This window comes from Streptomyces sp. NBC_01116, from assembly GCF_041435495.1.
Taxonomy (GTDB): domain Bacteria; phylum Actinomycetota; class Actinomycetes; order Streptomycetales; family Streptomycetaceae; genus Streptomyces.
The window spans coordinates 1,475,204-1,498,010 of the sequence record NZ_CP108644.1 but is presented as its reverse complement, the minus strand read 5'-3'; the positions used below and the strand labels follow the sequence as shown (position 1 = coordinate 1,498,010).

The 22,807-nt window shown below is 71.9% G+C and carries 23 protein-coding genes and 1 pseudogene; 16 read left to right on the top strand and 8 right to left on the bottom strand.

Annotated features, from left to right (window positions below; all coding sequences use genetic code 11):
• The first annotated feature begins 157 nt into the window (after positions 1-157).
• From OG245_RS06400 to OG245_RS06355, 10 genes are all read left to right on the top strand, one after another.
• Entirely contained in the window at positions 158-1,096 is a 939-nt protein-coding gene (locus OG245_RS06400) for an FKBP-type peptidyl-prolyl cis-trans isomerase (RefSeq protein ID WP_371622570.1), read from the top strand.
• A gap of 43 nt (positions 1,097-1,139) precedes the next feature.
• Positions 1,140-1,511: an FKBP-type peptidyl-prolyl cis-trans isomerase gene (locus tag OG245_RS06395; RefSeq protein WP_371622569.1), complete on the top strand. Its 372-nt coding sequence runs from the start codon at positions 1,140-1,142 to the stop codon at positions 1,509-1,511.
• A 162-nt stretch (positions 1,512-1,673) separates the two neighbouring features.
• On the top strand, positions 1,674-2,627 hold the full coding sequence (locus tag OG245_RS06390) for a helix-turn-helix transcriptional regulator (protein ID WP_371622568.1): 954 nt from the start codon (positions 1,674-1,676) through the stop codon (positions 2,625-2,627).
• A 10-nt stretch (positions 2,628-2,637) separates the two neighbouring features.
• On the top strand, positions 2,638-3,594 hold the full coding sequence (locus tag OG245_RS06385; protein ID WP_371622567.1) for a helix-turn-helix transcriptional regulator: 957 nt from the start codon (positions 2,638-2,640) through the stop codon (positions 3,592-3,594).
• A gap of 22 nt (positions 3,595-3,616) precedes the next feature.
• A complete protein-coding gene (locus OG245_RS06380; RefSeq protein ID WP_371622566.1) occupies positions 3,617-3,928 on the top strand; it encodes a hypothetical protein in 312 nt (103 codons plus the stop codon).
• 77 nt (positions 3,929-4,005) lie between these two features.
• Positions 4,006-4,203, top strand: a complete 198-nt coding sequence (locus tag OG245_RS06375) for a hypothetical protein (RefSeq protein WP_018959516.1) — start codon at positions 4,006-4,008, stop codon at positions 4,201-4,203.
• A 217-nt stretch (positions 4,204-4,420) separates the two neighbouring features.
• Positions 4,421-4,717 (top strand): Sec-independent protein translocase subunit TatA, encoded by a 297-nt coding sequence (gene tatA, locus OG245_RS06370; protein ID WP_371622565.1) that lies wholly within the window; start codon positions 4,421-4,423, stop codon positions 4,715-4,717.
• Positions 4,718-4,766: 49 nt separating this feature from the next.
• Positions 4,767-5,732, top strand: a complete 966-nt coding sequence (gene tatC, locus OG245_RS06365) for a twin-arginine translocase subunit TatC (protein WP_371622564.1) — start codon at positions 4,767-4,769, stop codon at positions 5,730-5,732.
• 19 nt (positions 5,733-5,751) lie between these two features.
• Positions 5,752-6,645, top strand: coding sequence for a diacylglycerol kinase (locus OG245_RS06360; RefSeq protein WP_371622563.1), 894 nt, complete (start codon positions 5,752-5,754; stop codon positions 6,643-6,645).
• 93 nt (positions 6,646-6,738) lie between these two features.
• The gene (locus tag OG245_RS06355) at positions 6,739-9,579 is read left to right on the top strand and encodes a DEAD/DEAH box helicase (protein ID WP_371622562.1); all 2,841 of its coding nucleotides are present in this window, start codon (positions 6,739-6,741) and stop codon (positions 9,577-9,579) included.
• A 147-nt stretch (positions 9,580-9,726) separates the two neighbouring features.
• Here the strand turns inward: OG245_RS06355 and OG245_RS06350 are convergent, their stop codons facing one another.
• The 3 genes and pseudogenes from OG245_RS06350 to OG245_RS06340 all read right to left on the bottom strand — a co-directional run bounded on the left by OG245_RS06350 (position 9,727) and on the right by OG245_RS06340 (position 11,431).
• Positions 9,727-10,164: an SPW repeat protein gene (locus OG245_RS06350; protein ID WP_371622561.1), complete on the bottom strand. Its 438-nt coding sequence runs from the start codon at positions 10,162-10,164 to the stop codon at positions 9,727-9,729.
• 174 nt (positions 10,165-10,338) lie between these two features.
• Positions 10,339-10,503, bottom strand: a pseudogene (locus OG245_RS06345) (ADP-ribosylglycohydrolase family protein); the annotation flags it as partial.
• 280 nt (positions 10,504-10,783) lie between these two features.
• Positions 10,784-11,431 (bottom strand): fasciclin domain-containing protein, encoded by a 648-nt coding sequence (locus tag OG245_RS06340; RefSeq protein ID WP_371622560.1) that lies wholly within the window; start codon positions 11,429-11,431, stop codon positions 10,784-10,786.
• A gap of 316 nt (positions 11,432-11,747) precedes the next feature.
• On the opposite strand from OG245_RS06340, the gene OG245_RS06335 reads away from it, so the two are divergent.
• Genes OG245_RS06335 through OG245_RS06315 form a run of 5 tightly spaced genes read left to right on the top strand, consistent with a single transcriptional unit; the run spans position 11,748 to position 17,161 of the window.
• Positions 11,748-13,031 (top strand): NAD(P)/FAD-dependent oxidoreductase, encoded by a 1,284-nt coding sequence (locus OG245_RS06335; protein ID WP_371622559.1) that lies wholly within the window; start codon positions 11,748-11,750, stop codon positions 13,029-13,031.
• Positions 13,028-13,750, top strand: coding sequence for a DUF1365 domain-containing protein (locus OG245_RS06330; RefSeq protein ID WP_371622558.1), 723 nt, complete (start codon positions 13,028-13,030; stop codon positions 13,748-13,750). The genes OG245_RS06335 and OG245_RS06330 overlap by 4 nt, the downstream gene beginning before the upstream one ends.
• Entirely contained in the window at positions 13,747-15,012 is a 1,266-nt protein-coding gene (locus tag OG245_RS06325) for a class I SAM-dependent methyltransferase (protein WP_371622557.1), read from the top strand. Before OG245_RS06330 ends, OG245_RS06325 begins: the two co-directional genes overlap by 4 nt.
• Positions 15,009-16,361: a class I SAM-dependent methyltransferase gene (locus tag OG245_RS06320; RefSeq protein ID WP_371622556.1), complete on the top strand. Its 1,353-nt coding sequence runs from the start codon at positions 15,009-15,011 to the stop codon at positions 16,359-16,361. The genes OG245_RS06325 and OG245_RS06320 overlap by 4 nt, the downstream gene beginning before the upstream one ends.
• Positions 16,358-17,161, top strand: a complete 804-nt coding sequence (locus OG245_RS06315; protein WP_371622555.1) for a DUF1295 domain-containing protein — start codon at positions 16,358-16,360, stop codon at positions 17,159-17,161. The genes OG245_RS06320 and OG245_RS06315 overlap by 4 nt, the downstream gene beginning before the upstream one ends.
• A gap of 69 nt (positions 17,162-17,230) precedes the next feature.
• Here OG245_RS06315 and OG245_RS06310 read toward each other — a convergent pair whose 3' ends face one another.
• The 5 genes from OG245_RS06310 to OG245_RS06290 all read right to left on the bottom strand — a co-directional run bounded on the left by OG245_RS06310 (position 17,231) and on the right by OG245_RS06290 (position 21,458).
• The gene (locus tag OG245_RS06310; RefSeq protein WP_371622554.1) at positions 17,231-18,598 is read right to left on the bottom strand and encodes a deoxyribodipyrimidine photo-lyase; all 1,368 of its coding nucleotides are present in this window, start codon (positions 18,596-18,598) and stop codon (positions 17,231-17,233) included.
• Between the two features lie 49 nt (positions 18,599-18,647).
• Positions 18,648-19,400 carry an anti-sigma factor domain-containing protein gene (locus OG245_RS06305; RefSeq protein ID WP_371622553.1) on the bottom strand — a complete coding sequence of 251 codons (753 nt, stop codon included), beginning with the start codon at positions 19,398-19,400 and terminating at the stop codon, positions 18,648-18,650.
• Positions 19,397-19,981 carry a sigma-70 family RNA polymerase sigma factor gene (locus OG245_RS06300; protein ID WP_371622552.1) on the bottom strand — a complete coding sequence of 195 codons (585 nt, stop codon included), beginning with the start codon at positions 19,979-19,981 and terminating at the stop codon, positions 19,397-19,399. The genes OG245_RS06305 and OG245_RS06300 overlap by 4 nt, the downstream gene beginning before the upstream one ends.
• 113 nt (positions 19,982-20,094) lie before the next feature.
• Positions 20,095-20,532, bottom strand: a complete 438-nt coding sequence (locus OG245_RS06295) for an ABA4-like family protein (RefSeq protein ID WP_371622551.1) — start codon at positions 20,530-20,532, stop codon at positions 20,095-20,097.
• Positions 20,529-21,458, bottom strand: coding sequence for a hypothetical protein (locus OG245_RS06290; protein ID WP_371627822.1), 930 nt, complete (start codon positions 21,456-21,458; stop codon positions 20,529-20,531). Before OG245_RS06290 ends, OG245_RS06295 begins: the two co-directional genes overlap by 4 nt.
• A 283-nt stretch (positions 21,459-21,741) precedes the next feature.
• Between OG245_RS06290 and OG245_RS06285 the strand changes: the two genes are divergently transcribed.
• Positions 21,742-22,461, top strand: coding sequence for a MerR family transcriptional regulator (locus OG245_RS06285; RefSeq protein WP_371622550.1), 720 nt, complete (start codon positions 21,742-21,744; stop codon positions 22,459-22,461).
• Positions 22,462-22,807: the final 346 nt, after the last annotated feature.

The following is a 22,807-nucleotide window of genomic DNA, read 5'->3' as shown; positions in this document are numbered from 1 at the left end:
GCACGGCGGAGGGACGTCCGCATACTGGATGTATGCGGACGTTCCGACAACGCGGCGAGGTGCCGTGGCTGTCGTCGCGTGCCCGCCGGGAATCGCGGGACAACCCTTAGAGTGTTGCGGGACCGATCGACCGTGCCCCCTGAGATCTGAGGAACCAGTGCGCCGAATTGCCGGCCTTCTTCTCGCCCCCCTCCTGCTGCTGTCGGCAGTGGCGTGCGGCAGCGACGACAAGGCCTCCGACTCCGCCTCGTCCAAGAACGGCGTCCCCGCGATCACCGCGGGCGCCAAGTTCGGCGAGAAGCCCACCCTCTCCAAGGGGAAGGGTGGCCCGCCCAAGGAGCTGAAGACCGACGTCATCAGCGAGGGGGACGGCGCGAAACTCAAGAACGGCGACGCGATCCAGGTCAACTACCTCGGTCAGGCGTGGGACTCCACCAAGCCGTTCGACAACAGCTTCGACCGCAAGCAGCCCTTCGATCTGACGCTCGGCGCCGGAATGGTCATCCAGGGCTGGGACAAGGGCCTGGTCGGCCAGAAGGTCGGCAGCCGTGTCGAGCTGGTCATCCCGCCCGAGCTCGGCTACGGCGAGCAGGGCCAGGGCGACATCAAGCCCAACGCCACGCTCGTGTTCGTCGTCGACATCCTGAAGGCCACCCAGATCCCGGCCTCCGCCAAGGGCACCGAGGTCGCCCAGGACAACGCCGACCTGCCCAAGGTCGGCGTGAAGACCGACGGCAAGGCCCCCACGGTCACCATCCCCAAGGGCGACCCGCCGAAGAAGCTCGTCTCCAACTACGTCCTGGAGTCCGACGGCGAGGTCGTCAAGGAGTCCGACAGCGTCGTCGTGAACTACGTCGGCATGATCTGGAAGGGCGCCAAGGAGTTCGACAACACGTACACCACGGGCAAGACCCAGACCTTCCCGCTGTCCCAGGTCACCCTCAAGGGCCTGAAGAACGGCCTGGTGGACAAGAAGGTCGGCAGCCGGGTACTGCTCGTCATCCCGCCGGACCAGGCCTTCGGGGACCAGCAGCAGCAGGCCATCCCGAAGAACTCCACCCTGGTCTTCGCCGTGGACATCCTCGCCAAGGTGTAACACTGTCCCGGTTGTCCAGTTCATCATTTAGAGGAGCAGTTCAGTGAGCATCGAGAAGCCCGAGGTCGACTTCCCGGGTGGCGAGCCGCCGGCCGACCTGCAGATCAAGGACATCTGGGAGGGCGACGGCGCGGTGGCCCAGGCGGGCCAGACCGTCTCCGTCCACTACGTGGGCGTGGCCTTCTCCACCGGCGAGGAGTTCGACGCCTCCTGGAACCGCGGCACCCCGCTGCAGTTCCAGCTCGGTGCCGGTCAGGTCATCTCCGGCTGGGACCAGGGAGTGCAGGGCATGAAGGTCGGCGGGCGTCGCGAGCTGATCATCCCCGCGCACCTCGCCTACGGCGACCGCGGCGCCGGCGGCAAGATCGCCCCGGGCGAGACGCTGATCTTCGTCTGCGACCTCGTCGCGGTCTGATCGGTTCCGGTTGTACGCGTGAGGGCCCCCGCCGTGCGGCGGGGGCCCTCACCGTTCTCCGGCGGGCCCGTCACCGTTCTCCGGTCGGCGGCCCGCCTTTTGGTCCCCACACCCCGGGGCGGTACGGTCGACGGTCGTAGAGCAACAAGAGAAAGGGCGTCGATGGCGATTGCCAAGGCCGAGCGGTTGATGAACCTCGCGCTGTGCCTGCTGGGGACCCGGCGCCCGCTCAGCAAGCGCGAACTCCGCGGATCCATCGAGGCCTATCTCGAAGCGGGCTCCGACGACTCCTTCAACCGGATGTTCGAGCGCGACAAGGACGATCTGCGCGAGCTCGGCCTCGTCATCGAGACCGTCGAGAACCTCGACGGCGACACCGGCTACCTGGCCCGCCGCGACAGCAACCGGCTGCCCCCCATCACCCTGGACGCCGAGGAGGCCGCGGCCCTCGGCCTCGCCGCCAAGGTCTGGCAGCAGGCCCGCCTCGCCGGAGCCGCCAGCGGCGCCCTCCAGAAACTGCGGGCCGCCGGGATGCCTGAGGCCGAGGACGCCTACGAGGTCCACAGCGCCCTCGAACCCCGCATCCCCGTCCACGAGGCCGCCTTCGAGCCCCTCATGCTGGCGTGCCGCGACCGCCGGCCCGTCACCTTCGACTACCGCAAGGCCAACTCCGCCCGCCCCGAGCAGCGCCAGGTCGAACCCTGGACCCTCGAATGCTGGCGCGGCCACTGGTATCTGGCGGGCTGGGACCGCGGGCGCGGCGCCGAACGCGTCTTCCGGCTCTCCCGCATCACCGGCAAGGTCCGCTCCCGCGCCGGGGCGTTCAGCGCCGAGGTGCCCGACGTCGTCACCGTCCGCGAGACCGTGGAGAGCTGGGCCGGCGAGACCGCGACCCGTACCGCCCGGATCAGGCTGCGCGCCGGAGCCGGCTACCCGCTGCGGTCGCGCGCGATAACCGTGAGGGAACGCGGCGACGGCTGGGACGAGCTGGAGATTCCGTACGGGCACGGCCTCGACGCCTGGCTCGTCGAGTTCGGCCCGGACGTCGTCGTGGAGGAACCCGCCGATCTGCGGGCCGATGTGGTGGACCGGCTCCGCGCCGTGGCCAAGGACTAGGGGCAGGGAAATGGCCACGAACGCGATCGACCAGACCCGTCGGATGCTGTCCCTGGTGACGTATCTGCGCGAGCGCCCCGGAGCCCACGTCCAGGACGTGGCGCGGGCCTTCGGGATCACCGAGGACGAGCTGATCTCGGACCTCGACGTCCTGCCCATGTGCGGCACCAGCTTCCGCGGCGGCGACCTCCTCGACATCGACACCGACGGCGACCGGATCTGGTGGCACAACCCGGACGACGTCGCCGAGCCGCTCCGCCTCGCCGCCGACGAGGCCACCGCGCTCCTCGTCGCCGCCCGCGCCGTCGCCACCCTGCCCGGCCTGCGCGAGAGCGACCGGCTCGCCCTCGTCCGCGCCACCGCCAAGCTGGAGACGGCCGCCGGCGAGTCGGGGGCGGCCAGCTCCCGGCTCTCGGTGACCTTCGAGGCGGAGGGCGGCGTCTTCGCCGACGTCGACCGGGCCATCTCCGAGCGCCGCCGGCTCTGGCTGCGCTACTACTCGCCCGCCCGCGACGAACTCACCGAGCGCGAGGTCGACCCGATCCGGCTGTTCGCCGTCGGCCACACCTACATGGAGGGCTGGTGCCGGCTCTCCGAGGCCCGCCGGACCTTCCGCCTGGACCGGGTCGCCGAGATCCGCCTCCTCGACGCCCCCGCCGCCCCGCCCGAGCTGGAGCTGCGCGACCTGTCCGCGGGGCTGGTCCAGCCCGCCGCCGAGGACCCGGAAGTCGTCGTCGAGGTCGGCACCGGCGGCCGCTGGGTCGCCGAGTACTACCCGCACGACTCCGCCGAGGAGCTCCCCGACGGCGGCCTGCGGATCACCCTGCGCACCCCGGACCCGGCCTCCCTGCGCCGGCTCGCCCTGCGGCTCGGCGGCGACGGCCGCATCGTCGCCCCGCCGGAACTCGCGGACAGCGCCCGCGAGGCCGCCCGCGAGGCCCTCGCCGCCTACGAGGGCGCGGTCTGAGACCCGAGGAGGGGAGACAACGATGAACCGGACGCCGCTGTTTCCGGCCGCCGTCACCGGAATCCGCCCGGCGCCCCTGCCCGGCGCCGGGCCCGTCCGCGTGCCCGTATCCGCCGCCGTACGCTTCCGGGCCGCCTGCCCCGACTGCCGCGGGCGCTTCGAGCTGGCCGCCGCGGCGCTGCGGCTCGCCATCGGCGCCACCAGCCGTACCACCTTCTACACCTTCACCTGCCCCGAGTGCGGCGCCTCGGTCCGCAAGCCCGCCGGGGAGCGCATCATCGAACTGCTCACCGGCGGTGGCGTACGGACCCTGCGCCTGCACACCGCCCTGTAGCGCCCCGACCGCAGCCGCCCGTCGGACAGCCCCGTCGGACAGCCCCGTAGGAAGCCCGTAGGAAGAGGCACCGCCGTATGTTCTGGCCCATGCTCGCCATCGCCCTGGGATTCCTGGGCATCGCCGTGCTCGGTGTGCTCGGCGTCAAGGTCTTCGTCGAAGCCCAGCGCCTCGGCCGTCAGGTCACGGTCACCACGGAGCGGATCAACCGGGCGTCGGAGGACCTCGAACGGGCGGCGACCCGCCTCGCGACCACGGGCGAAGGCCTGCGATAGCGGACCCGGGGGCCTGATGTTCGACAGCACCGGAGGGTACGCTGCATGGGTCGGCCCAGGCAGGGAGGTGCGGGTCGCAATCGGGAGTACGCACGCGCATTGCCTCGCGTTTACCCCTGCGGGTTACGATCGCTGCCAAGCGCAACGATCGGACATACGCCCGGTCGAACGGATAGCGAGCCCACCTCCAGCCGCCTCAGTGAGAAGGAAGTCGCACATGATCGGCAATCTGAAGCCCCTCGAGATCGTTCTGATCATCGCTGTCATCCTGCTGCTCTTCGGTGCCAAGAAGCTTCCCGACATGGCGCGCTCGCTCGGCAAGTCGGCCCGCATCCTCAAGAGCGAGGCCAAGGCCATGAAGAAGGACGACGCGACGACCGCGACGCCCACGACGGAGACCGTCGAGGACCCGACGCCCCCGCAGTCCACCACCGCGCGCACCATCCAGGCCGCTCCGGGAGACGTCACCAGCTCCCGCCCGGTCAGCGAGGCCAAGCCCACCACCCAGAGCTGACAGCTGACGCGCTCCGCCGACAGCCGCCGCACGAGACGAGGGAAGTGGGTTGCTCAAGTCTGCCCGCAAGCAGGAGAAGGACGACGAGGGGCGGATGCCCCTCCTCGATCACCTGCGTGAGCTGCGTAACCGGCTGCTGAAAGCCGTGCTCGCGATCGTCGTGGTGACGATCGTGGCAGCGTTCTTCCAGAAGGAGATCTACGACTTCCTTCTGCGCCCCCTTCTCGAATCCGTCGGGTGCAAGGACGGCGTGGTCGTCGCCGTCAACGGCAAGCCCTGCGCGCTGCTGAAGACCAACACCCTGCTGGCGCCGTTCACCAACGCCCTCAAGGTCGCCCTGATGTCCGGCGTCCTGCTGGCCACCCCGGTCTGGCTGTATCAGCTGTGGGCCTTCGTGGCTCCCGGGCTGCACCAGGGCGAGAAGCGCTACGCCTACGCCTTCGCCGTCGTGGGCGCGCCCCTGTTCCTCTCCGGCGCCTACCTCGCGTACGCGATCCTGCCGCAGACCGCCGAGATCATGCTCGGGTTCAGCCCCGAGAACGTGCAGAACCAGATCGAGCTCGACAGCTATCTGGACCTGCTGGTCCGCATGGTGATCGTCTTCGGCCTCGCCTTCGAACTGCCGCTGCTCCTCATCGCGCTGAACATGACCGGTGTCGTCTCCGGCAAGCGGATGCTCGGCTGGTGGCGCGGAATGATCGTGGGCCTCACCGCTTTCGCGGCCATCGCGACCCCCGGCGGTGAACCGGTTTCCATGCTGCTCCTCGCCGGTCCGCTCGCGGTCCTCTACTTCATCGCCGTCGGCTTCTCCCTGCTGAACGACAAGCGGCGCAACCGCAGGAACCCCGATGCCGAGCTCAGCGACGACGAGGCCTCGGATCTTGATCTGACGCCCGAGCCCGTAGGCGGCGTCGAGAGCGTCTCCGGCTCCCGCGCCGCACTTCCGGGCCAGGCGTCCGGCGGGGCGGACGGTGCCGGATCGCACCGGCTGAATGGTTACGACGACATCACCTGACCTTGTAGGGTCCGGAAGGGTGACCAGCGAGATCACCCTCTTCGTCAATCCCACCGCAGGACGCGGCCGGGGCGCGCACGCCGCGCAGCCGGCCGCTTCCGCGTTGCGGGACGCCGGATTCTCCGTCGTGACGGTGCTGGGCGAGGACGCCGACGACGCCCTGCGCCGGGCCCGCGAGGCCGTCGCGGCGGGGACCGGGGCGCTGATAGCCGTGGGCGGGGACGGTCTGATGTCCCTCGCCCTCCAGGCCGTCGCCGGGACCGCCACCCCGCTCGGCGTCGTCGCCGTCGGCACCGGCAACGACTTCGCCCGCGCGCTGGGGCTGCCGATACGCGACCCGGCCGCTGCCGGACGGCTGGCCGCCCGGGCGCTCAAGGAGGGCGGTCACCGCGACATCGACCTGGGGCGGGTGGGCGACCGCTGGTTCGGTTCCGTCCTCGCCTCCGGCTTCGACTCCCGGGTCAACGACCGGGGCAACCGGATGCGCTTCGTCGGCGGCCGGTTCACGTACGACCTCGCGATCCTCGCCGAACTGGCCGCCTTCCGGCCGATCCCGTACCGGATCCGGCTCGATGGCAAAGAGGCCACCGAGATCGAGGCCACCCTCGTCGCGGTGGGCAACGGAACCACGTACGGCGGGGGCATGCGGATCTGCGCCGACGCGGAGATGGACGACGGCCTCTTCGACGTGACCGTGGTGGGGCGGTGCACCCGCACCACGCTCCTCAAGGTCTTCCCGAAGGTCTACCGGGGCACGCACCTGGACCACCCCGCCGTCACCGTGCACCGGGTCTCCTCGATCGAGCTGGCGGCGGCCGGGGTCACGGCGTACGCGGACGGTGAACCGCTGGGCGCGCTGCCGCTCACCGCCACCTGTGTGCCGGGCGCCGTGCGGGTGCTCACCGGGAGCTGAGCAGGCGCCGGCCGGGCCCCGGGCGAGGGATGGGCCAAGGGCATTTAAAGATCGCGCTGAGTGTCGGAGGTGACGGGTAGGCTCGTAACCAAGATGACAGAGGACCTCTCACCAGCTGAGCGATACCAGGCTTCTCGGGACCGTGCGGCCGAGATGGCGACGGCCCTCGGGCCCTTCCGCGAGATGTACGAGTTCGGACTGGACCCGTTCCAGATCGAGGCCTGCCAGGCCCTGGAGGCGGGCAAGGGGGTGCTGGTCGCGGCCCCCACCGGGTCGGGCAAGACGATCGTCGGCGAGTTCGCCGTGCACCTGGCCCTGGAGCAGGGCCGCAAGTGCTTCTACACGACACCGATCAAGGCGCTCTCCAACCAGAAGTTCGCCGATTTGGTCAAGCGGTACGGCGCCGACAAGGTCGGCCTGCTGACCGGCGACAACAGCGTCAACTCCGAGGCGCCGGTGGTCGTGATGACCACCGAGGTCCTGCGGAACATGCTGTACGCGGGCTCCCAGTCGCTCTCCGGCCTCGGCTACGTGGTCATGGACGAGGTGCACTACCTCTCCGACCGCTTCCGGGGCGCGGTGTGGGAGGAAGTGATCATTCATCTCCCGGAGTCGGTGACGCTGGTCTCCCTGTCGGCGACCGTCTCCAACGCGGAGGAGTTCGGCGACTGGCTGGACACTGTGCGCGGCGACACCGAGGTGATCGTCTCCGAGCACCGTCCGGTGCCGCTCTGGCAGCACGTGATGGCCGGACGCAGGATGTACGACCTCTTCGAGGAGGCGACCGACCACGGGGGGCGCGGCGCCGGACGGCGCGAGGTCAACCCGGACCTGGTCCGTCTCGCCCGGCAGGAGAGCCAGAACGTCTACAACCCCCGTGACCGCCGACGGGGCAAGATGGTGCGCGAGGCCGACCGCGAGCGCGAGAGGCGACAGCGCGGCCGGATCTGGACGCCCGGCCGGCCCGAGGTCATCGACCGGCTGGACAACGAGGGCCTGCTGCCCGCCATCACCTTCATCTTCAGCCGGGCCGGCTGCGAGGCCGCCGTCCAGCAGTGCCTCTACGCCGGTCTGCGGCTCAACGACGAGGACAAGCGCCGGCTGGTCCGGGAGATCGTCGAGGAGCGGACCGCGTCCATCCCCGGCGAGGACCTGCACGTTCTCGGCTACTACGAGTGGCTCGAAGGCCTGGAGCGGGGCATCGCCGCGCACCACGCGGGCATGCTGCCGACGTTCAAGGAAGTCGTCGAGGAGCTGTTCGTCCGCGGCCTGGTGAAGGCCGTCTTCGCCACCGAGACACTGGCGCTCGGCATCAACATGCCCGCGCGTTCCGTGGTGCTGGAGAAGCTCGTCAAGTGGAACGGCGAGCAGCACGCCGACATCACCCCCGGCGAGTACACCCAGCTCACCGGCCGGGCGGGACGCCGCGGCATCGACGTCGAGGGCCACGCGGTGGTCCTGTGGCAGCGCGGCATGGACCCGACGGCACTGGCCGGCCTCGCGGGCACGCGTACCTATCCGCTGCGCTCCAGCTTCCGTCCCTCGTACAACATGGCGGTCAACCTGGTGCAGCAGTTCGGGCGGCACCGCTCGCGGGAACTGCTGGAGACCTCGTTCGCCCAGTTCCAGGCGGACAAGTCCGTCGTCGGGATCTCGCGTCAGGTGCAGCGCAACGAGGAGGGCCTGGAGGGCTACAAGGAGGGCATGACCTGCCACCTCGGCGACTTCGAGGAGTACGCGCGCCTGCGGCGCGACCTCAAGGACCGCGAGACGGAGCTGGCCAAGCAGGGCGTGGCGCAGCGGCGGGCGGCGGCGGCCTCCTCCCTGGAGAAGCTGAAGGCCGGAGACATCATTCACGTGCCCACGGGGAAGTTCGCGGGGCTCGCCCTGGTGCTGGATCCCGGCCTGCCCGCCGGGCGGGCCAACGGGCACCGCGGGTTCGACCACCACGACGGGCCGCGTCCGCTGGTGCTGACGGCCGAGCGGCAGGTCAAGCGGCTGGCCTCGATGGACTTCCCGGTGCCGGTGGAGGCGCTGGACCGGATGCGCGTCCCGAAGTCGTTCAACCCGCGCTCGCCGCAGTCCCGGCGTGATCTGGCCTCGGCGCTGCGGACGAAGGCGGGTCACATCGTGCCCGACCGGCACCGCAAGGGCCGGGCGCCGGCCGCCGACGACCGCGAGATCAGCCGGCTGCGGACCGAGCTGCGCGCCCACCCGTGCCACGGGTGCGACGAGCGGGAGGACCACGCGCGGTGGGCCGAGCGCTACCACCGGTTGCAGCGGGACACCCGGCAGCTGGAGAAGCGGATCGAGGGGCGGACGAACACGATCGCCCGGACCTTCGACCGGATCGTCGCGCTCCTCACCGAGCTGGACTACCTCCGGGGCAACGAGGTCACCGCGAACGGGCGGCGGCTGGCCCGGCTGTACGGGGAGCTTGACCTGCTCGCCAGCGAGTGCCTGCGGGAGGGGGTCTGGGAAGGGCTCAACCCCGCTGAGCTGGCGGCGTGCGTCTCGGCCCTGGTGTACGAGGCGCGGCAGGCCGATGACGCGGTCGCGCCGAAGCTGCCGTCGGGTCCCGCCAAGGTCGCCATGGGCGAGATGGTGCGGATCTGGGGGCGGCTGGACGCCCTGGAGGAGGACTTCAAGATCAACCAGACGGAAGGGGTCGGGCAGCGCGAGCCCGATCTCGGCTTCGCCTGGGCGGTCTACATGTGGGCCTCCGGCCGGACGCTGGACGAGGTGCTGCGCGAGGCGGAGATGCCGGCGGGGGACTTCGTGCGGTGGTGCAAGCAGGTGATCGACGTGCTGGGGCAGGTGGCCGCGGCGGCTCCCCGGGACGCGGGGGAGGGGGCGAGTTCGGTGGCGAAGAACGCGCGCAAGGCGGTGGATGCGGTGCTGCGGGGCGTGGTGGCTTACAGCTCCGTCGGCTGACGCATACGGGTGCGGGGCGGGTGGTGCGCCCGCGGCGGGCTGGTTCGCCTGTCCGCCCCTTCCCGAAACCGGGGCTCCGCCCCGGACCCCGCTCCCCAAACGCCGGAGGGGCCGGGTCGGGAGCGGGGCTGTCGGGGTGCTTCGGGGTCAGGTGTCGCGGGTTTTGGCCGCTGCTCCCGCGCAGACCATGCCCAGCAGTACGGCCAAGCCGCCGACGATGATGTTGTTGATCACGATCCCGGCGTCCGGGCTGCTGCCCACCACCCAGCTCGACACGATGATCCACGCACCCATCGCGCAGATCGCCCAGCTCAGGCCGTACATGCGCTCCGGCATCGCGGTGAAGCCGAGAGCCAGTACCGCGATGGCGATGCCCATCACCAGGTTGTGCGTGACCAGGGCCGGCTGGCTGGCCGTGAAGTGGAGCACCCACGGGGAAACGGCGCAGTAGAGGCCGAGCAGGAAGACCGGCGCGTCCACCAGCGCCACATCGCGACCGCCCATCACGCGGTCGTACCGCGCACGCATTTCGGAGGCATCGGGGTGGCCCGATAGGTCACTCCTCGCGTGTGAGACGTTGCTCATGAGATCTCGTCTCCTTCGTCGTGCGGGCCCCGCCGCCGTACGGATGGATGCGGCAGGCACCCTCATCCCCATAGTGCTCTTATCCGGCGCTTATGTGTACTTTTCGGGCGATGTTATGGGCGGGGATTCTCAGGTGCTCCCGGAGTCCAGCCGGCCTGCCAGGGCGCGAAGGTCCCCCGCGGTCAGCCGACGGTCCCCGTGGCCGGGCATCGGTAGGTGCAGGGGCTCGGTCCAGCGGGCGGTGAACACGCCGGCGGGGCCGAACTCGAACGGGGCGCCGAGCGCGTCCCCGGCGGCGGACCCGACCACGGCTCCGGCCACACGGTCGCCACGGCCCAGGGGTTCACGGTGTGTCGTCCGGTCAGGCTAAGGGCTGTCCCGTAATCCCTGGCGGGCGTGCGACGACAGCTACGGCACCTCGCCGCGTTGTCGGAACATCCGCATACATCCAGTATGCGGACGTCCCTCCGCCTTGCGATGCACCGCATCCGACGCCGCACGCTGATCCACCAGTGATCACGGGACAGCCCTTAGGGCAGCACCCACGCACGACGAGGGGCGGGGAGCAGCGGCGTACACCGCGGCTCCCCGCCCCTCGGTCCCGTGGGGGGCGGTGGGGTTACTTCGGGGGCATCAGGACCGAGTCGACGATGTAGACCGTCGCGTTGGCGGTCGGGACGTTGCCGCAGACGACCTTCGAGGAGTCGTTCACGGTGTACTCGACGCCCGAGCCGGCCGTCGTCAGCTTGCTCTTCTCCAGCGTGTCGAAGGATCCCTTCTCCAGCTGCTGCGGCGTCAGCTTCTCGCCCACCACGTGGTAGGTGAGGACCTTGGTCAGCTCGGCCTTGTTCGCCAGCAGTGCGTCCAGGTCGGCCTTCGGGATCTTGGCGAAGGCGTCGTTGGTCGGGGCGAACACCGTGATGTTCTCGGCGTTGTTGAGGGTGTCGACCAGGCCTGCCTGCTTCACGGCGGCCACCAGCGTCGACAGCTCCTCGTTGTTCGAGGCGGCCGTGGCGACCGGGTCCTTCGCCATGCCGTCGAACGAGCCCGCGCCTTCCTTCGGCACCGACGAACAGGCCGGACCGAACGGCTCGTCCATGGTCGCCGAGTCATCGGCCGAGGGGCTCGCCGGCGCGGACGAGCTGGGGGTCGAACCCGCCGCCGAGTCCTTGGAGGAGTCGTCCGACGAGCAGGCGGTGAGGGCGAGCGGCAGCACGGCCGCTGCGGACACGGCGACGGCTGCGCGGCGGAAGAGGAGCGTGTTCATGGCGTTTCTCCTGGGTGGTAGGGCGTGTGCGTGTGTGTCAGGTGAAGCGAGACAGCGAAGAGAAAGAGGGGAGTGGGCCACGGGACGGGCGGGACCGCCGGGGCGGAAGTGCCCCGGTCATCCACGCGTCGTTCCGGCCTGCTCTCACACAAGGGGTTCGACGCCGGTCGGCCGGCGGATTGGTCCCGGGCCCTCATTCACCCGTTCGGAGTAGATGCGCTGATCGACCAATCCATCCGGCCGCCGGCCACGAATGCAGGGTGAGGAGCACTCCAGCAGCGCTCCGATCTGTGCGGAAGGACCGGAGGGAGCCGGAATGGCAGGGGAGCGACGGCGGACGGCCGTGGTCGGATCCGGAGTGGCGGGACTGACCGCCGCCCACGTTCTCCGGGACGCCCACGAGGTGACGCTGTACGAGGCGGAGGACCGCGTCGGAGGCCACGCCCACACGCACGACCTGGGCGCGTCCGACGGCCGGGTGCACCGCGTCGACTCCGGGTTCATCGTGCACAACGAGCGGACCTACCCCCACCTGCTGCGGCTCTTCGACGAACTGGGCGTCGCCACCCAGGAGTCCGAGATGTCGATGTCCGTACGGTGCGAGGGATGCGGCCTCGAATACGCGGGGGCGCGCGGCCCGGCCGGGCTCTTCGCCCAGCCGCGTTCCGCCATGCGCGGCCCCTACCTGCGGATGCTCGCCGAGGTGCCGCGCTTCCACCGCGCGGCGCGGGCCCTTCTGGAACTGCCGGAGAGCGGGACGGGCGGGCCGAGTGGGATGACGCTGGGGGAGTTCGCCCGGCGCGGGCGCTTCTCGCCCTACTTCCACGCCCACTTCCTCACGCCCGTGGTCTCCGCCGTCTGGTCCTGCGACCCGGTGACCGCCCTGCGCTACCCGGCCCGCTATCTCTTCCGGTTCCTCGCCCACCACGGCATGCTCACCATCGGTGACTCCCCGGTCTGGCGCACCGTCACCGGCGGCTCCCGCGCTTACGTCGACCTCCTCGTCAAGCGGCTCACCGCCGTGCGCACCGCGACCCCGGTGCGCGCGATCACCCGGCACGCGGACGGCGTCGAGATCACCACCGAGGACGGCACGAGAACCCCGTACGACTCCGTCGTCATCGCCACCCACCCCGACCAGGCGCTGCGGCTGCTCACCGACCCGACCGACGCCGAGCGCGACACGCTCGGCGCGTTCCGCTACTCCCGCAACCCGACCCTGCTGCACACGGACACCACCCTGCTGCCGCGTGCCCGGGGCGCCAGGGCCTCCTGGAACTACCTGATGCCCTCGTGTGCCGCCGACGCCGACCGCGTCACCGTCAGCTACGACATGAGCCGGCTCCAGCGGCTCGACGCGCCCGAGACCTTCGTGGTCACGCTGAACGGCGCCGACCGCGTCGACCCCGCCTCCGTACGCGCCCGCATGGTCTACGAGCACCCCGTCTACACCCCGGAGTCCGTCGCCGCCCAGGACCGCCTGCCCGCCCTGTCCGGTCCCGTCACCGCCTACGCGGGGGCGTACCACGGCTGGGGGTTCCACGAGGACGGCTGCCGATCGGGGGTCGGCGCCGCGGCGGCCCTGGGGGTGAGGTGGTGAACGCCCTCTACCCGTGCACGATCACGCACGTGCGGAACCGGCCGACGCGGTACGCGTTCCGGCACCGTACGTATCTGTGGCTCATCGACCCCGACCGGCCGCCCCGGCTGCCACGCCTCCTGCGACCGCTGGCCCGGTTCGACCCCCGCGACCACTTCGGCGGCACCGCCCCCACCATCCGGGCCGGGCTGGAGGGCTTCCTGCGGGCGCGGGACGTGGAGCTGGGCGGGGGCACCGTCACCATGCTCACCCAGGCCCGGGTGTTCGGGTACGTCTTCAACCCGATCACCGTCTACTGGTGCCACCGCGCCGACGGGAGTCCCCTCTGCGTCGTCGCCGAGGTGCACAACACGTACGGCGGACGGCACGGCTACCTCCTGAACCCCGACGGAAGCGACCGGTCCGTGGCCGACAAGGAGTTCTACGTCTCGCCGTTCTTCCCCGTGGACGGCGGCTACCGGATGCGGCTGCCCGAGCCCGGGCCCCGGCTCGACCTGAGCATCCATCTGGAGCGCGACGGGGCCCGTCCGTTCACCGCGACCGTCCGGGGCCGACGCCGGCCCGCCGGCCCCCGGGAGCTGGTGCGGCTCGCCCTGCGCCACCCCCTCTCCACCGTCCTCGTCTCCGCCGCGATCCGCCTGCACGGCATCCGGCTCTACCTGCGCGGGCTCCCCGTGCAACCCCGTCCCCCGCACCGCCCACAGGAAGGCATGCAGTGACCGCGCCCACCTCCGCGCTGCCGGCTGAACACACTCCCGGGACCGACCCGGAACGCTGGCCCGACATCATCGCGCCGCCCCGGACCTCCCGCGCCCGGACCGCCGTCGCCGAACGCATCGTCCGCCGCGCTCTCGCCCGGCTCCCCCTGCGCGCCCGGCTCGCGGGCAGGGACGACATCGGCCTCGGCGGGCCGCTCATGGACATCCGCGACCCCGACGCCTTCTTCCGCCGGATCGGCGCGAGCGGACTCATCGGCTTCGGCGAGTCCTACATGGCCGGGGAGTGGGACGCGCCCGACCTGGTCGGCGTGCTGACCGTGCTGGCCGACAACGCCGCCGACCTCGTCCCCCGGTCGCTGCAACGCCTGCGCGGCATCTGGGCGCTGCGCAGGCCCGCCGCGCAGCTGAACACCCCCGAAGGCTCCCGGGACAACATCAGCCACCACTACGACCTGTCCAACGAGCTGTTCGCCCTCTTCCTCGACGAGACGCTCTCCTACTCCTCCGCCGTCTTCCGCGGCTTCCCCGCCGAGCACGAGCTGCTGCCCGCCGCCCAGCACCGCAAGATCGACCGGCTGCTGGACGCCGCCGGGGTCACCGCGGGCACCCGCCTCCTGGAGATCGGCACCGGCTGGGGCGAACTGGCCATCCGCGCGGCCGCCCGCGGCGCCCGGGTCGTCACCGTCACCCTCTCCGCCGAACAGCGCGAACTGGCCCGCGCCCGGATCCGCGAGGCCGGGTACGCGGACCGCGTGGAGGTCCGGCTGAGCGACTACCGCCACGTCACCGGCGACTACGACGCGATCGTCAGCGTCGAGATGATCGAGGCGGTCGGCGAGGAGTTCTGGCCGGTCTACTTCCAGACCCTGGACCGGCTGCTCGCCCCCGGCGGGCGGGTCGCCCTCCAGGCCATCACGATGCCCGACGACCGGCTGCGCGCCAGCCGCTCCACGTACACCTGGATCCACAAGTACATCTTCCCCGGCGGGCTGCTGCCCTCCACCGAGGCCGTGGAGCGGATCACCACCGGCCACACCCGCCTGCGCACCACGCAGCGCATCCGCTTCGGCGCGCACTATGCCGAGACGCTCCGGCTGTGGCGGGAGAGGTTCACCGAGCGGGCGGCCGAGGTCGACGCCCTCGGCTTCGACGCCGTCTTCCGCCGGATGTGGACCTTCTACCTCGCCTACTCCGAAGCGGGCTTCCGCTCCGGCTATCTCGATGTGCAGCAACTGCTTCTGACCCGCGAGGAGACCGCGTGACCACGACCGCACCCAAGCCCCCCGCCCGGCGTACCCCGACCGGGGCCGCCCAGCGCGTCGAACCGCTGATCGAGCGGTTCCTCGGTGGCCCGCCGCCGGTCCGGGTGCGGATGTGGGACGGCAGCGAGACCGGGCCCAGGGACGCCCCCACCGTCCATGTGCGGACCCGCAGAGCGCTGCGCCGCCTGCTGTGGGAGCCGGGCGAACTCGGGCTAGCCGAGGCCTACATCACCGGCGACATCGACCTGGACACCGACCTCGGCGACGGGCTGCGGGCCATGCGCCGCGCCGCGCGCGACCGCGGCCTGACCGCGCCCGCGCCGGCCCTCGCCGACCGGCTCAGGGCGGCGGGCCTCGCTCTGCGCCTCGGTGCGGTCGGTCCCCGGCCGCCGGTCCCCGCCGCCCGCGCCGGACTGCGCGGGGCCCTGCACAGCAAGGCCCGCGACCGGGCGGCGATCAGCCACCACTACGACCTCTCCAACGCCTTCTACACGCTGCTCCTCGACGAGACGATGGCGTACTCCTGCGGCTACTGGACCAGCGACGCGCCCGGCTACGGCGCGGCCGACGCGCAGCGCGACAAGCTGGAGCTGATCTGCCGCAAGCTCGGACTGCGGCCCGGCGCACGGCTGCTGGACATCGGCTGCGGCTGGGGTTCGCTGACCCTGTACGCGGCCGAGCGCCACGACGTCCGCGTCACCGCCGTCACCCTCGCCGCCGAACAGGCCGCGTACGTACGGGAGCAGGTCACCGCACGCGGCCTCGACGATCGGGTCGAGGTGCTGAACATCGACTACCGGGACATCGCGGGGCGGCCGGAGACCCGGGGCGCGTACGACGCCGTGTCGACCATCGAGATGGGCGAGCACGTCGGGGACGCCGAGTACCCGGCGTTCACCGCGATCCTGCACGACGCGCTGCGGCCGAAGGGCCGGGCCCTGGTCCAGCAGATGTCCCGGGGGACGACCGCGCCGGGCGGCGGCGCGTTCATCGAGTCGTACATCGCCCCCGACATGCACATGCGGCCGCTCGGCGAGACCGTCGGCCTGCTGGAGGGCGCCGGGCTGGAGGTGCGGGACGTCGAATCGCTGCGCGAGCACTACGTGTGGACGGTGGAGGCCTGGCGGCGCACCCTGGAGGAGCGCTGGGCGGAGTTCGTCGCGCTGGTGGGGGAGGAGACCGCGCGGGTGTGGCGGCTCTACCTCGTCGGCGGCGCGCTCGCGTTCGAGGAACGGCGGATGGGCGTCGACCAGATCCTCTCCGTACGGCCCGATCCGGTCGGCTCCGCGGCCATGCCCGCCACCCGGCGCGAGTGGTCCGTACCGGAGGACCCGGGAGCGGAGCGGTGAGCGGCTTCGTCTGGCACGAGTTCGCGAGCGGGCTCGCGGGCGCGGCCGTCGCCGCCCTCGGCGTCATGCTCGTCACCTTCGCCGTCGCCGTGCGCAAGGGCGTGCACCGCATCGTCGACATCGCCTGGGGCGTCGGGTTCGCCGCCGTCGCCCTGGTCTCCTTCGCCCTGTCGGCGGGCGTCGGCGACGACGGCCGCCGGCTCCTGGTGACCGCGCTGACCGTGATCTGGGGTCTGCGCCTGGCGATCCACATCGGGCGGCGCGGCCGGGGCCACGGGGAGGACCCGCGCTACGAGAAGATGCTGGCCAAGGCCCCCGGCAACCCGAACCTCTACGCCCTGCGCAAGGTGTATCTGCTCCAGGGGGCGCTGGTCTGGCTGGTCTCGCTCCCGGTACAGGCCGCGCAGTACCTCACCGCTCCGCTCGCCTGGTGGGCCTGGGCGGGGGCGCTCCTGTGGGCGGTCGGTCTCGCCTTCGAGGCGATCGGCGACGCGCAGCTCGCCCGGTTCAAGGCCTACCCCGCCAACAAGGGGAAGATCATGGACCGGGGGCTGTGGTCCTGGACCCGCCATCCGAACTACTTCGGTGACTTCTGCGTCTGGTGGGGCCTCTTCCTCTTCGTCTGCCAGGCCCCGGCCGCCGCTGCCGCCACCGTCGTGGCCCCGCTGGTGATGACCTTCCTGCTGACCAAGGGCAGCGGCGCGGCCCTGCTGGAGCGTCATATGGCCGACCGGCCCGGGTTCGACGCGTACGTGGCGCGGACGAGCGGCTTCTTCCCCCGGCCGCCGCGCCGGACCTGAGCACACGAGGAGGGCCCCCTACCGCGGCAGCGGTAGGGGGCCCTCCTCGATGCCGTGTCGTCCTACGGGTCAGTCCAGGCCCCGGGCGTGCTCGAAGCGGGACCGCGCCTCGGCCAGGTCCACCACCGGGTCCGGGTAGTCCAGCCCCGCCCGGTCCAGGCCCTGGAGCTTCCACGGCTCGTGGATCGCGGCCCCCTCCAGCTCCACCAGCTCGGGCACCCAGCGCCGTACGTAGTCACCGCGCGGGTCGAAGCGCTTGCCCTGGATCACCGGGTTGAGCACCCGGTTGGGCCGGGTGTCCGTCCCGGTGCCCGCCACCCACTGCCAGTTGAGCTGGTTGTTCGCCACGTCGCCGTCGACCAGCAGGTCCAGGAAGTGCCGGGCGCCCACCCGCCAGTCCACGTACAGCGTCTTGGTGAGGAAGCTCGCGACCAGCATCCGGCCCCGGTTGTGCATCCAGCCCTCGTGCGCGAGCTGCCGCATCGCCGCGTCCACCAGCGGATAGCCCGTCCGCCCGGCCTTCCAGGCGTCGATCTCGTTCTCGTCGGAGCGCCAGCGGTCGTGGCGCGGCCGGTAGTCGGACCAGGAGGCGTCCGGCCGGTCCGCGAGGACCTGGTGGTGGAAGTCGCGCCAGGCCAGCTGCCGCACGAACGCCTCGCCGCCGGACCCGCCCTTCTCCCGGGCGCGGTGCACCAGTTCGGCGGCGGAGACCGTACCGAAGTGCAGATGGGGGGAGAGCCGGGACGTCGCGTCGCCGGCCAGGTCGTCGTGGCCGTCCTCGTAGTCGGCCATCGGCCCGTTCACCCAGGCCGTGACCAGTTTCCGGCCCGCCTCCTCGCCGCCCCGGGCGAGACCGGGGGAGAGGTTCTTGACGGTGTCCCGGTCCGGGAGCGGATCGCAGGCCACGCCGTCCGGCACCCGTACCGCGCGGGGAGCGGTCAGTGTGCCCCGTACTCCCTCCGCCTCCCAACGGCGGAAGTACGGGGTGAACACCGCGAAGTGGCCCTTGCCGCCCGTCGGGACCACCCGGCCCGGAGCGAGCGCGGTGACCACCGCGTCATGGAGGCGCAGCTCGCACCCGGCGCCCGCGAGGGCCTCCCGGATCCGCTCCTCGCGCCGCGTCGCGTACGCGCTGACTCCGGCGGCGACGTGCACGGAGGCGGCCCCGGTCCGCTCGACGACCCGTTTCACCTCGGCGGCGATCTCGCCCTGCCGGACGATCAGCCTGCCGCCCCGGTGGCGGAGTCCGGCGTCCAGGTCCGCCAGGCAGTCCGCGAGGAACGCCAGCCGGTTGGGCGCGTCGAACCCGGCGCGGTGGACGGCGTCGTCCCGGACGAACAACGGGACGACCTCGTCCGCGTCGCGCAGGGCGGCATCCAGCACCGGGTTGTCGTGCAGCCGCAGGTCGGAGGTGAACAGCACCACCGCGACACTCATGGAACAGGCGCTCCTTCGCATGGTTCGTGGGTGATTCGTGGGTGAAGGGTCAGGCGGTCGGGAAGTCCATCAGCGCCACCGGGGACGAGGTCGGCTCCTCCGAGCCTCCGGCGGGTTCGACCGTGATGCCCATCCCGGACGCCCGGTCCACCGGCCCGTCCAGCAGGACAGCGTCGTCGCTCGCCTTCGGGTCCATCAGACCGGCCGAGCGCATCGTGCCCTCGTCGTTGAACCAGATCTGGTAGACCTTGCCGCTCGGCGGCCGTGCCATCCCCGAGGCCAGGAACACCGCGCGGTTCTGGCTCGACGAGACGACGACGGTGCCGTGCGCGCCGCCGGTCAGCTCGGCCGAGGAGGTCTTCGCGTCCGGGGCGGAGAGCACCTGGGCCAACGCCTCGTTCTGCCGCTGAGCCAGGTCCGCCTCCTGCCGCGCGTCCTGCGCCACCTGGTTCTGCCAGACCGCGACCCCGCCGAACGCGGCGGCCGCGGCGACACAGGCGGCGAGCGCGAAGGCGTACCACCGGCCGGTGCGTCCGCTCCCGCCGGTCCGCGTCCGACCGCCGTGCGCCGGATTCTCCTGGCGTACGGTCGTGATCTCCCGCAGCACCCTCTCGCGCAGCTCGCGCGGCGGGGTCTCGGCGACGGCGAGGCCGAGCCGGGCGGCGGTGGCCGACAGCTCCCGCACCTCCTGGGCGCAGGCCTCGCAGTCCTCCAGATGCCGCTCGAACGCCAGCCGTTCGGGCTCCGGCAGCGCATGCAGGGCATAGGCCCCGGTCAGCGTGTGCAGTTCTGCCGTGTTCACGCGCTCACCCCCAGGCAGTCGCGGAGGCGGATGAGGCCGTCGCGAAGTCGTGTCTTGATGGTGCCCAGCGGCACGGCGAGCAACTCCGAGACCTCACGGTAGGTCAGGCCCCGGTAGTAGGCCAGGGTCACCGACTCCCGTTGCAGCTCGGACAGCGTGCGCATGCAGCGCCGTACCTGTTCTCTCTCCAGCCGGGTCTCGACCTGCTCGGACACCTCGTCGAAGGCGGGCGTCCGGTCCAGCAGGGCCGCCTTGTGCTCCCGGGCGGCAGCGGACTCGGCCGAGCGGACCCGGTCGACGGCCCGGTGGTGGGCCACGGTCAGCACCCAGTTCATCGCGCTGCCCCGGGAGGCCCGGAAGCGCGGCGCGGTGCGCCACACCTCCACCAGCACCTCCTGCGCCACCTCCTCGGACTGCGCCGGGTCGCGGAGCACGCTGCGCACCAGGCCGAGCACGGGCCCGCTCACCGCGTCGTACACCGCGGCGAACGCGTCCTGGTCGCCCCGCGCGACCCGCACCAGGAGCTCCTGGAGATCGGGACCGGGCGAGGGCACCCCACTGATGTGTACGGCTTCCTTCACGCGGTTTTCCTCCCGGGACGATCGTCGCTTCCGGTAGTGATTCGGAGCCGAGGCGCGTGCGGATTGGTCGGATGCCCGCGATCTTTCCAGACGGGACCCCGGGAGGACGCGACTCAGCCGGTGAGCGCCGCGCGCCGCCGCAGACGGACGGCGCGGACGGCGAGGAAGATCAGCAGCCCGAACGGCGACAGCAGGATCGTCAGGACCAGCAGCGGACCCATCAGCAGCGGCGACAGCCCCAGCTTCCGGCCCTGGAGATACATCCACTGCCCGACCAGCAGGTCCCAGGCGATCACCTGCGCCCAGACGGTCCCCGCTCCGCCGGCCAGCGCCGTGAGCTCGCGGAAGGTGTCGATGTCCGGGCTGCTCACCGCCGCCCAGAGCTCCGGGAACACCGGGACGGCCATGACGACGTAGACGGCGAGCACGGGCAGCACGGTCAGCGGCGAGGCGGCGACGCGGGCCGTTCCGGACCAGGTGGGGGCGAAGATCATCAGCAGCCAGAACGGGGCGGCCAGATAGAACGTGATCTCGAACAGTGCGCCGGTCATGCGACGGGCTCCTTGTCGTCGTTGGTGTTGCCGTCGGTGGTGCGGGACGGGCAGGTGGGAGCGGCCGGGCGCAGCGCGCTCCAGGTTCCGCACGCCACCGCCGCGAGGAGGACCCCGGCGGCGGCCAGCGTGGCCCCGTCCGGGTGGATCAGCGGCTGGCCCCGGAGCGCCTGCCAGGTGATGAGCGCGACGAGCGCCGCGTAGCCGGCCACGGCGACCCGGACGAGGCGCAGCCGCACCCCGGCGTCGCGCAGCGGGGCGAAGCGGGGCGCGAGGAGCACCAGGACGATCAGGAGGAGCGGCAGCAGCTGGAGGGCGTGCATGCCCACGAAGTGCGGGGCCCGCAGATCGCCGCCGGTCGTCGACCAGCCGGTCAGCGGCATGGCGGGGCCGCCGTCCGGCACCCCCACGGAGTGCGCGCCGACGATGTCGGCGGTGTCGAGGTTTCCCGACGCCCGCTGGCTCTCGCTCGGCTGCCCCATCAGGAAGCCGAGGGCCGCGCCGGCCAGAGCGATCAGCAGCCCGCCCCGGACGGCCAGGGCCGTCGCCCGGTCGGCGATGCGGGTGCGCAGCAGCAGGACGGCGATCACCAGGCTGGCCCCCCACAGGACGACGACGGTCTGCCCCATCGCGTCCCACAGAGCCGCGTCGAGCGGGGTCGCGGAGTTGAAGTGGCTGCGTCTGCCCCGGACGACCTGGACCGTGATCAGTACCATCTCGCCCAGGCTCGTCAGCACGACGGCGTTCCCCGCCCACCGGCCGACGCGCCGCCCGCGTGTGGACAGGGTCAGCATCCAGGCCAGGGTCAGGCAGTACGCGGCGAAGGACACGGCGAACTTGAACGGCTTCGCCCAGATCGGTGCGCCGACCAGGACCCGGTCGTCGACCACGAGGCCGACGGCGGAAACGAGCGCCAGAATGACCATCGCGGCGGAGCAGACGACTAAGGGGCGATGCCAGGAACGCCATGGCGACGACATGGGAGACCTCCTGTGACGATGGGTGCGGTGACGGTGCGTCCAGTGACGGTGACTTCACTGACGGTGCGTTCGATGACGGTGATATGAGTGATGATGTGATCAGTATGGATAGTCGCGCTGTCTGCTATCCGATAGGTGGACTATCTATGATGAGTGCGGTTTCTGGCAAGGGTGAAAGGGCGAACACGCGGTGCGCATCGGCGAATTGAGTCGCAGGTCCGGGGTCCCGGTGCCGACGATCAAGTACTACCTACGGGAAGGGCTGCTGCCGGCAGGGGAGTTGACCAGCCCGAATCAGGCGCACTACGGCCCCGGACACGAGCGCCGACTCCGCCTGATCCGGGCGCTGCTGGACGTGGGCGGTCTCTCGCTCGCCGACATCGGCGAGGTCCTGGAGGCCATGGACGACCCCGAACAGCCGGTGCACAAGGTGCTCGGCATCGCGGCGGACGGCGTCACACCGGCCGGTGAGGACGAGGAGGAGGCGGGGGCCGACCTGGAGGAGGCGCGGGAGGAGGTGGCCGGGCTGCTGCTGCGGAGGGGCTGGCACGCCGACGAGCGGGGTCCCGCCGCCGAATCACTCGCGAGGGTCCTGGCCGCGCTGCGCCGGGCCGGGCACGGCGGGTACATCGACCTGCTGGACGTCTACGCGGCTGCCGCCGAGCCGGTCGCCCGCGCCGACCTCGACTACGTACAGCGGCGGGTGGCCCGCGAGGACCTGGTCGAGAGCGTGGTCGTGGGGACCGTCCTCGGCGAGGCGATGTTCGGCGCGCTGCGGAGACTGGCGCACATCGATGTGTCCTTCCGGCGCTTCGAGTCCCCGGGGTACCTCTCGGGGCCGGTCGGGCGGGAGGGCTTCCGCACCGCGGAGGGGGACGGGGACGGGGACGGGGTGCGTGGCGGCGGGGCTGGTGTGCGCCGTGCGGAGGCCGGCCCTACGGACGCCTGAAGCCGGGGGGCGGGGGCCGAGGGCTGAGAGGTGGCGGCGTGGCGCCCGTCGGCCAGGTTGGCCTGCGTGTGGCCCCGGCGGCGCGGGTCGGCGTCGCGTATCCGGTGCGGCCGCCTCGGCGCTGCGTATCCGGTGCGGTGGCACGGGCGCGCTTGCCGTGACGCCGGGCTCGTCCGTCGCGGCCCTCGCGTACCTGGTGCGCCGGCCCCGGTGCGGTGGTCCCGGCCCGGTTGCCGTGGGGCCGGGGCTCCCGCGCCGTGCCCCTGCACGTGGACCCCGCCCGCCGCGGGTGCGGCGGACGGGGTCCGGTGGTCTGCTCGGCCGGGCCGCCCCGGGCGGGCCGACG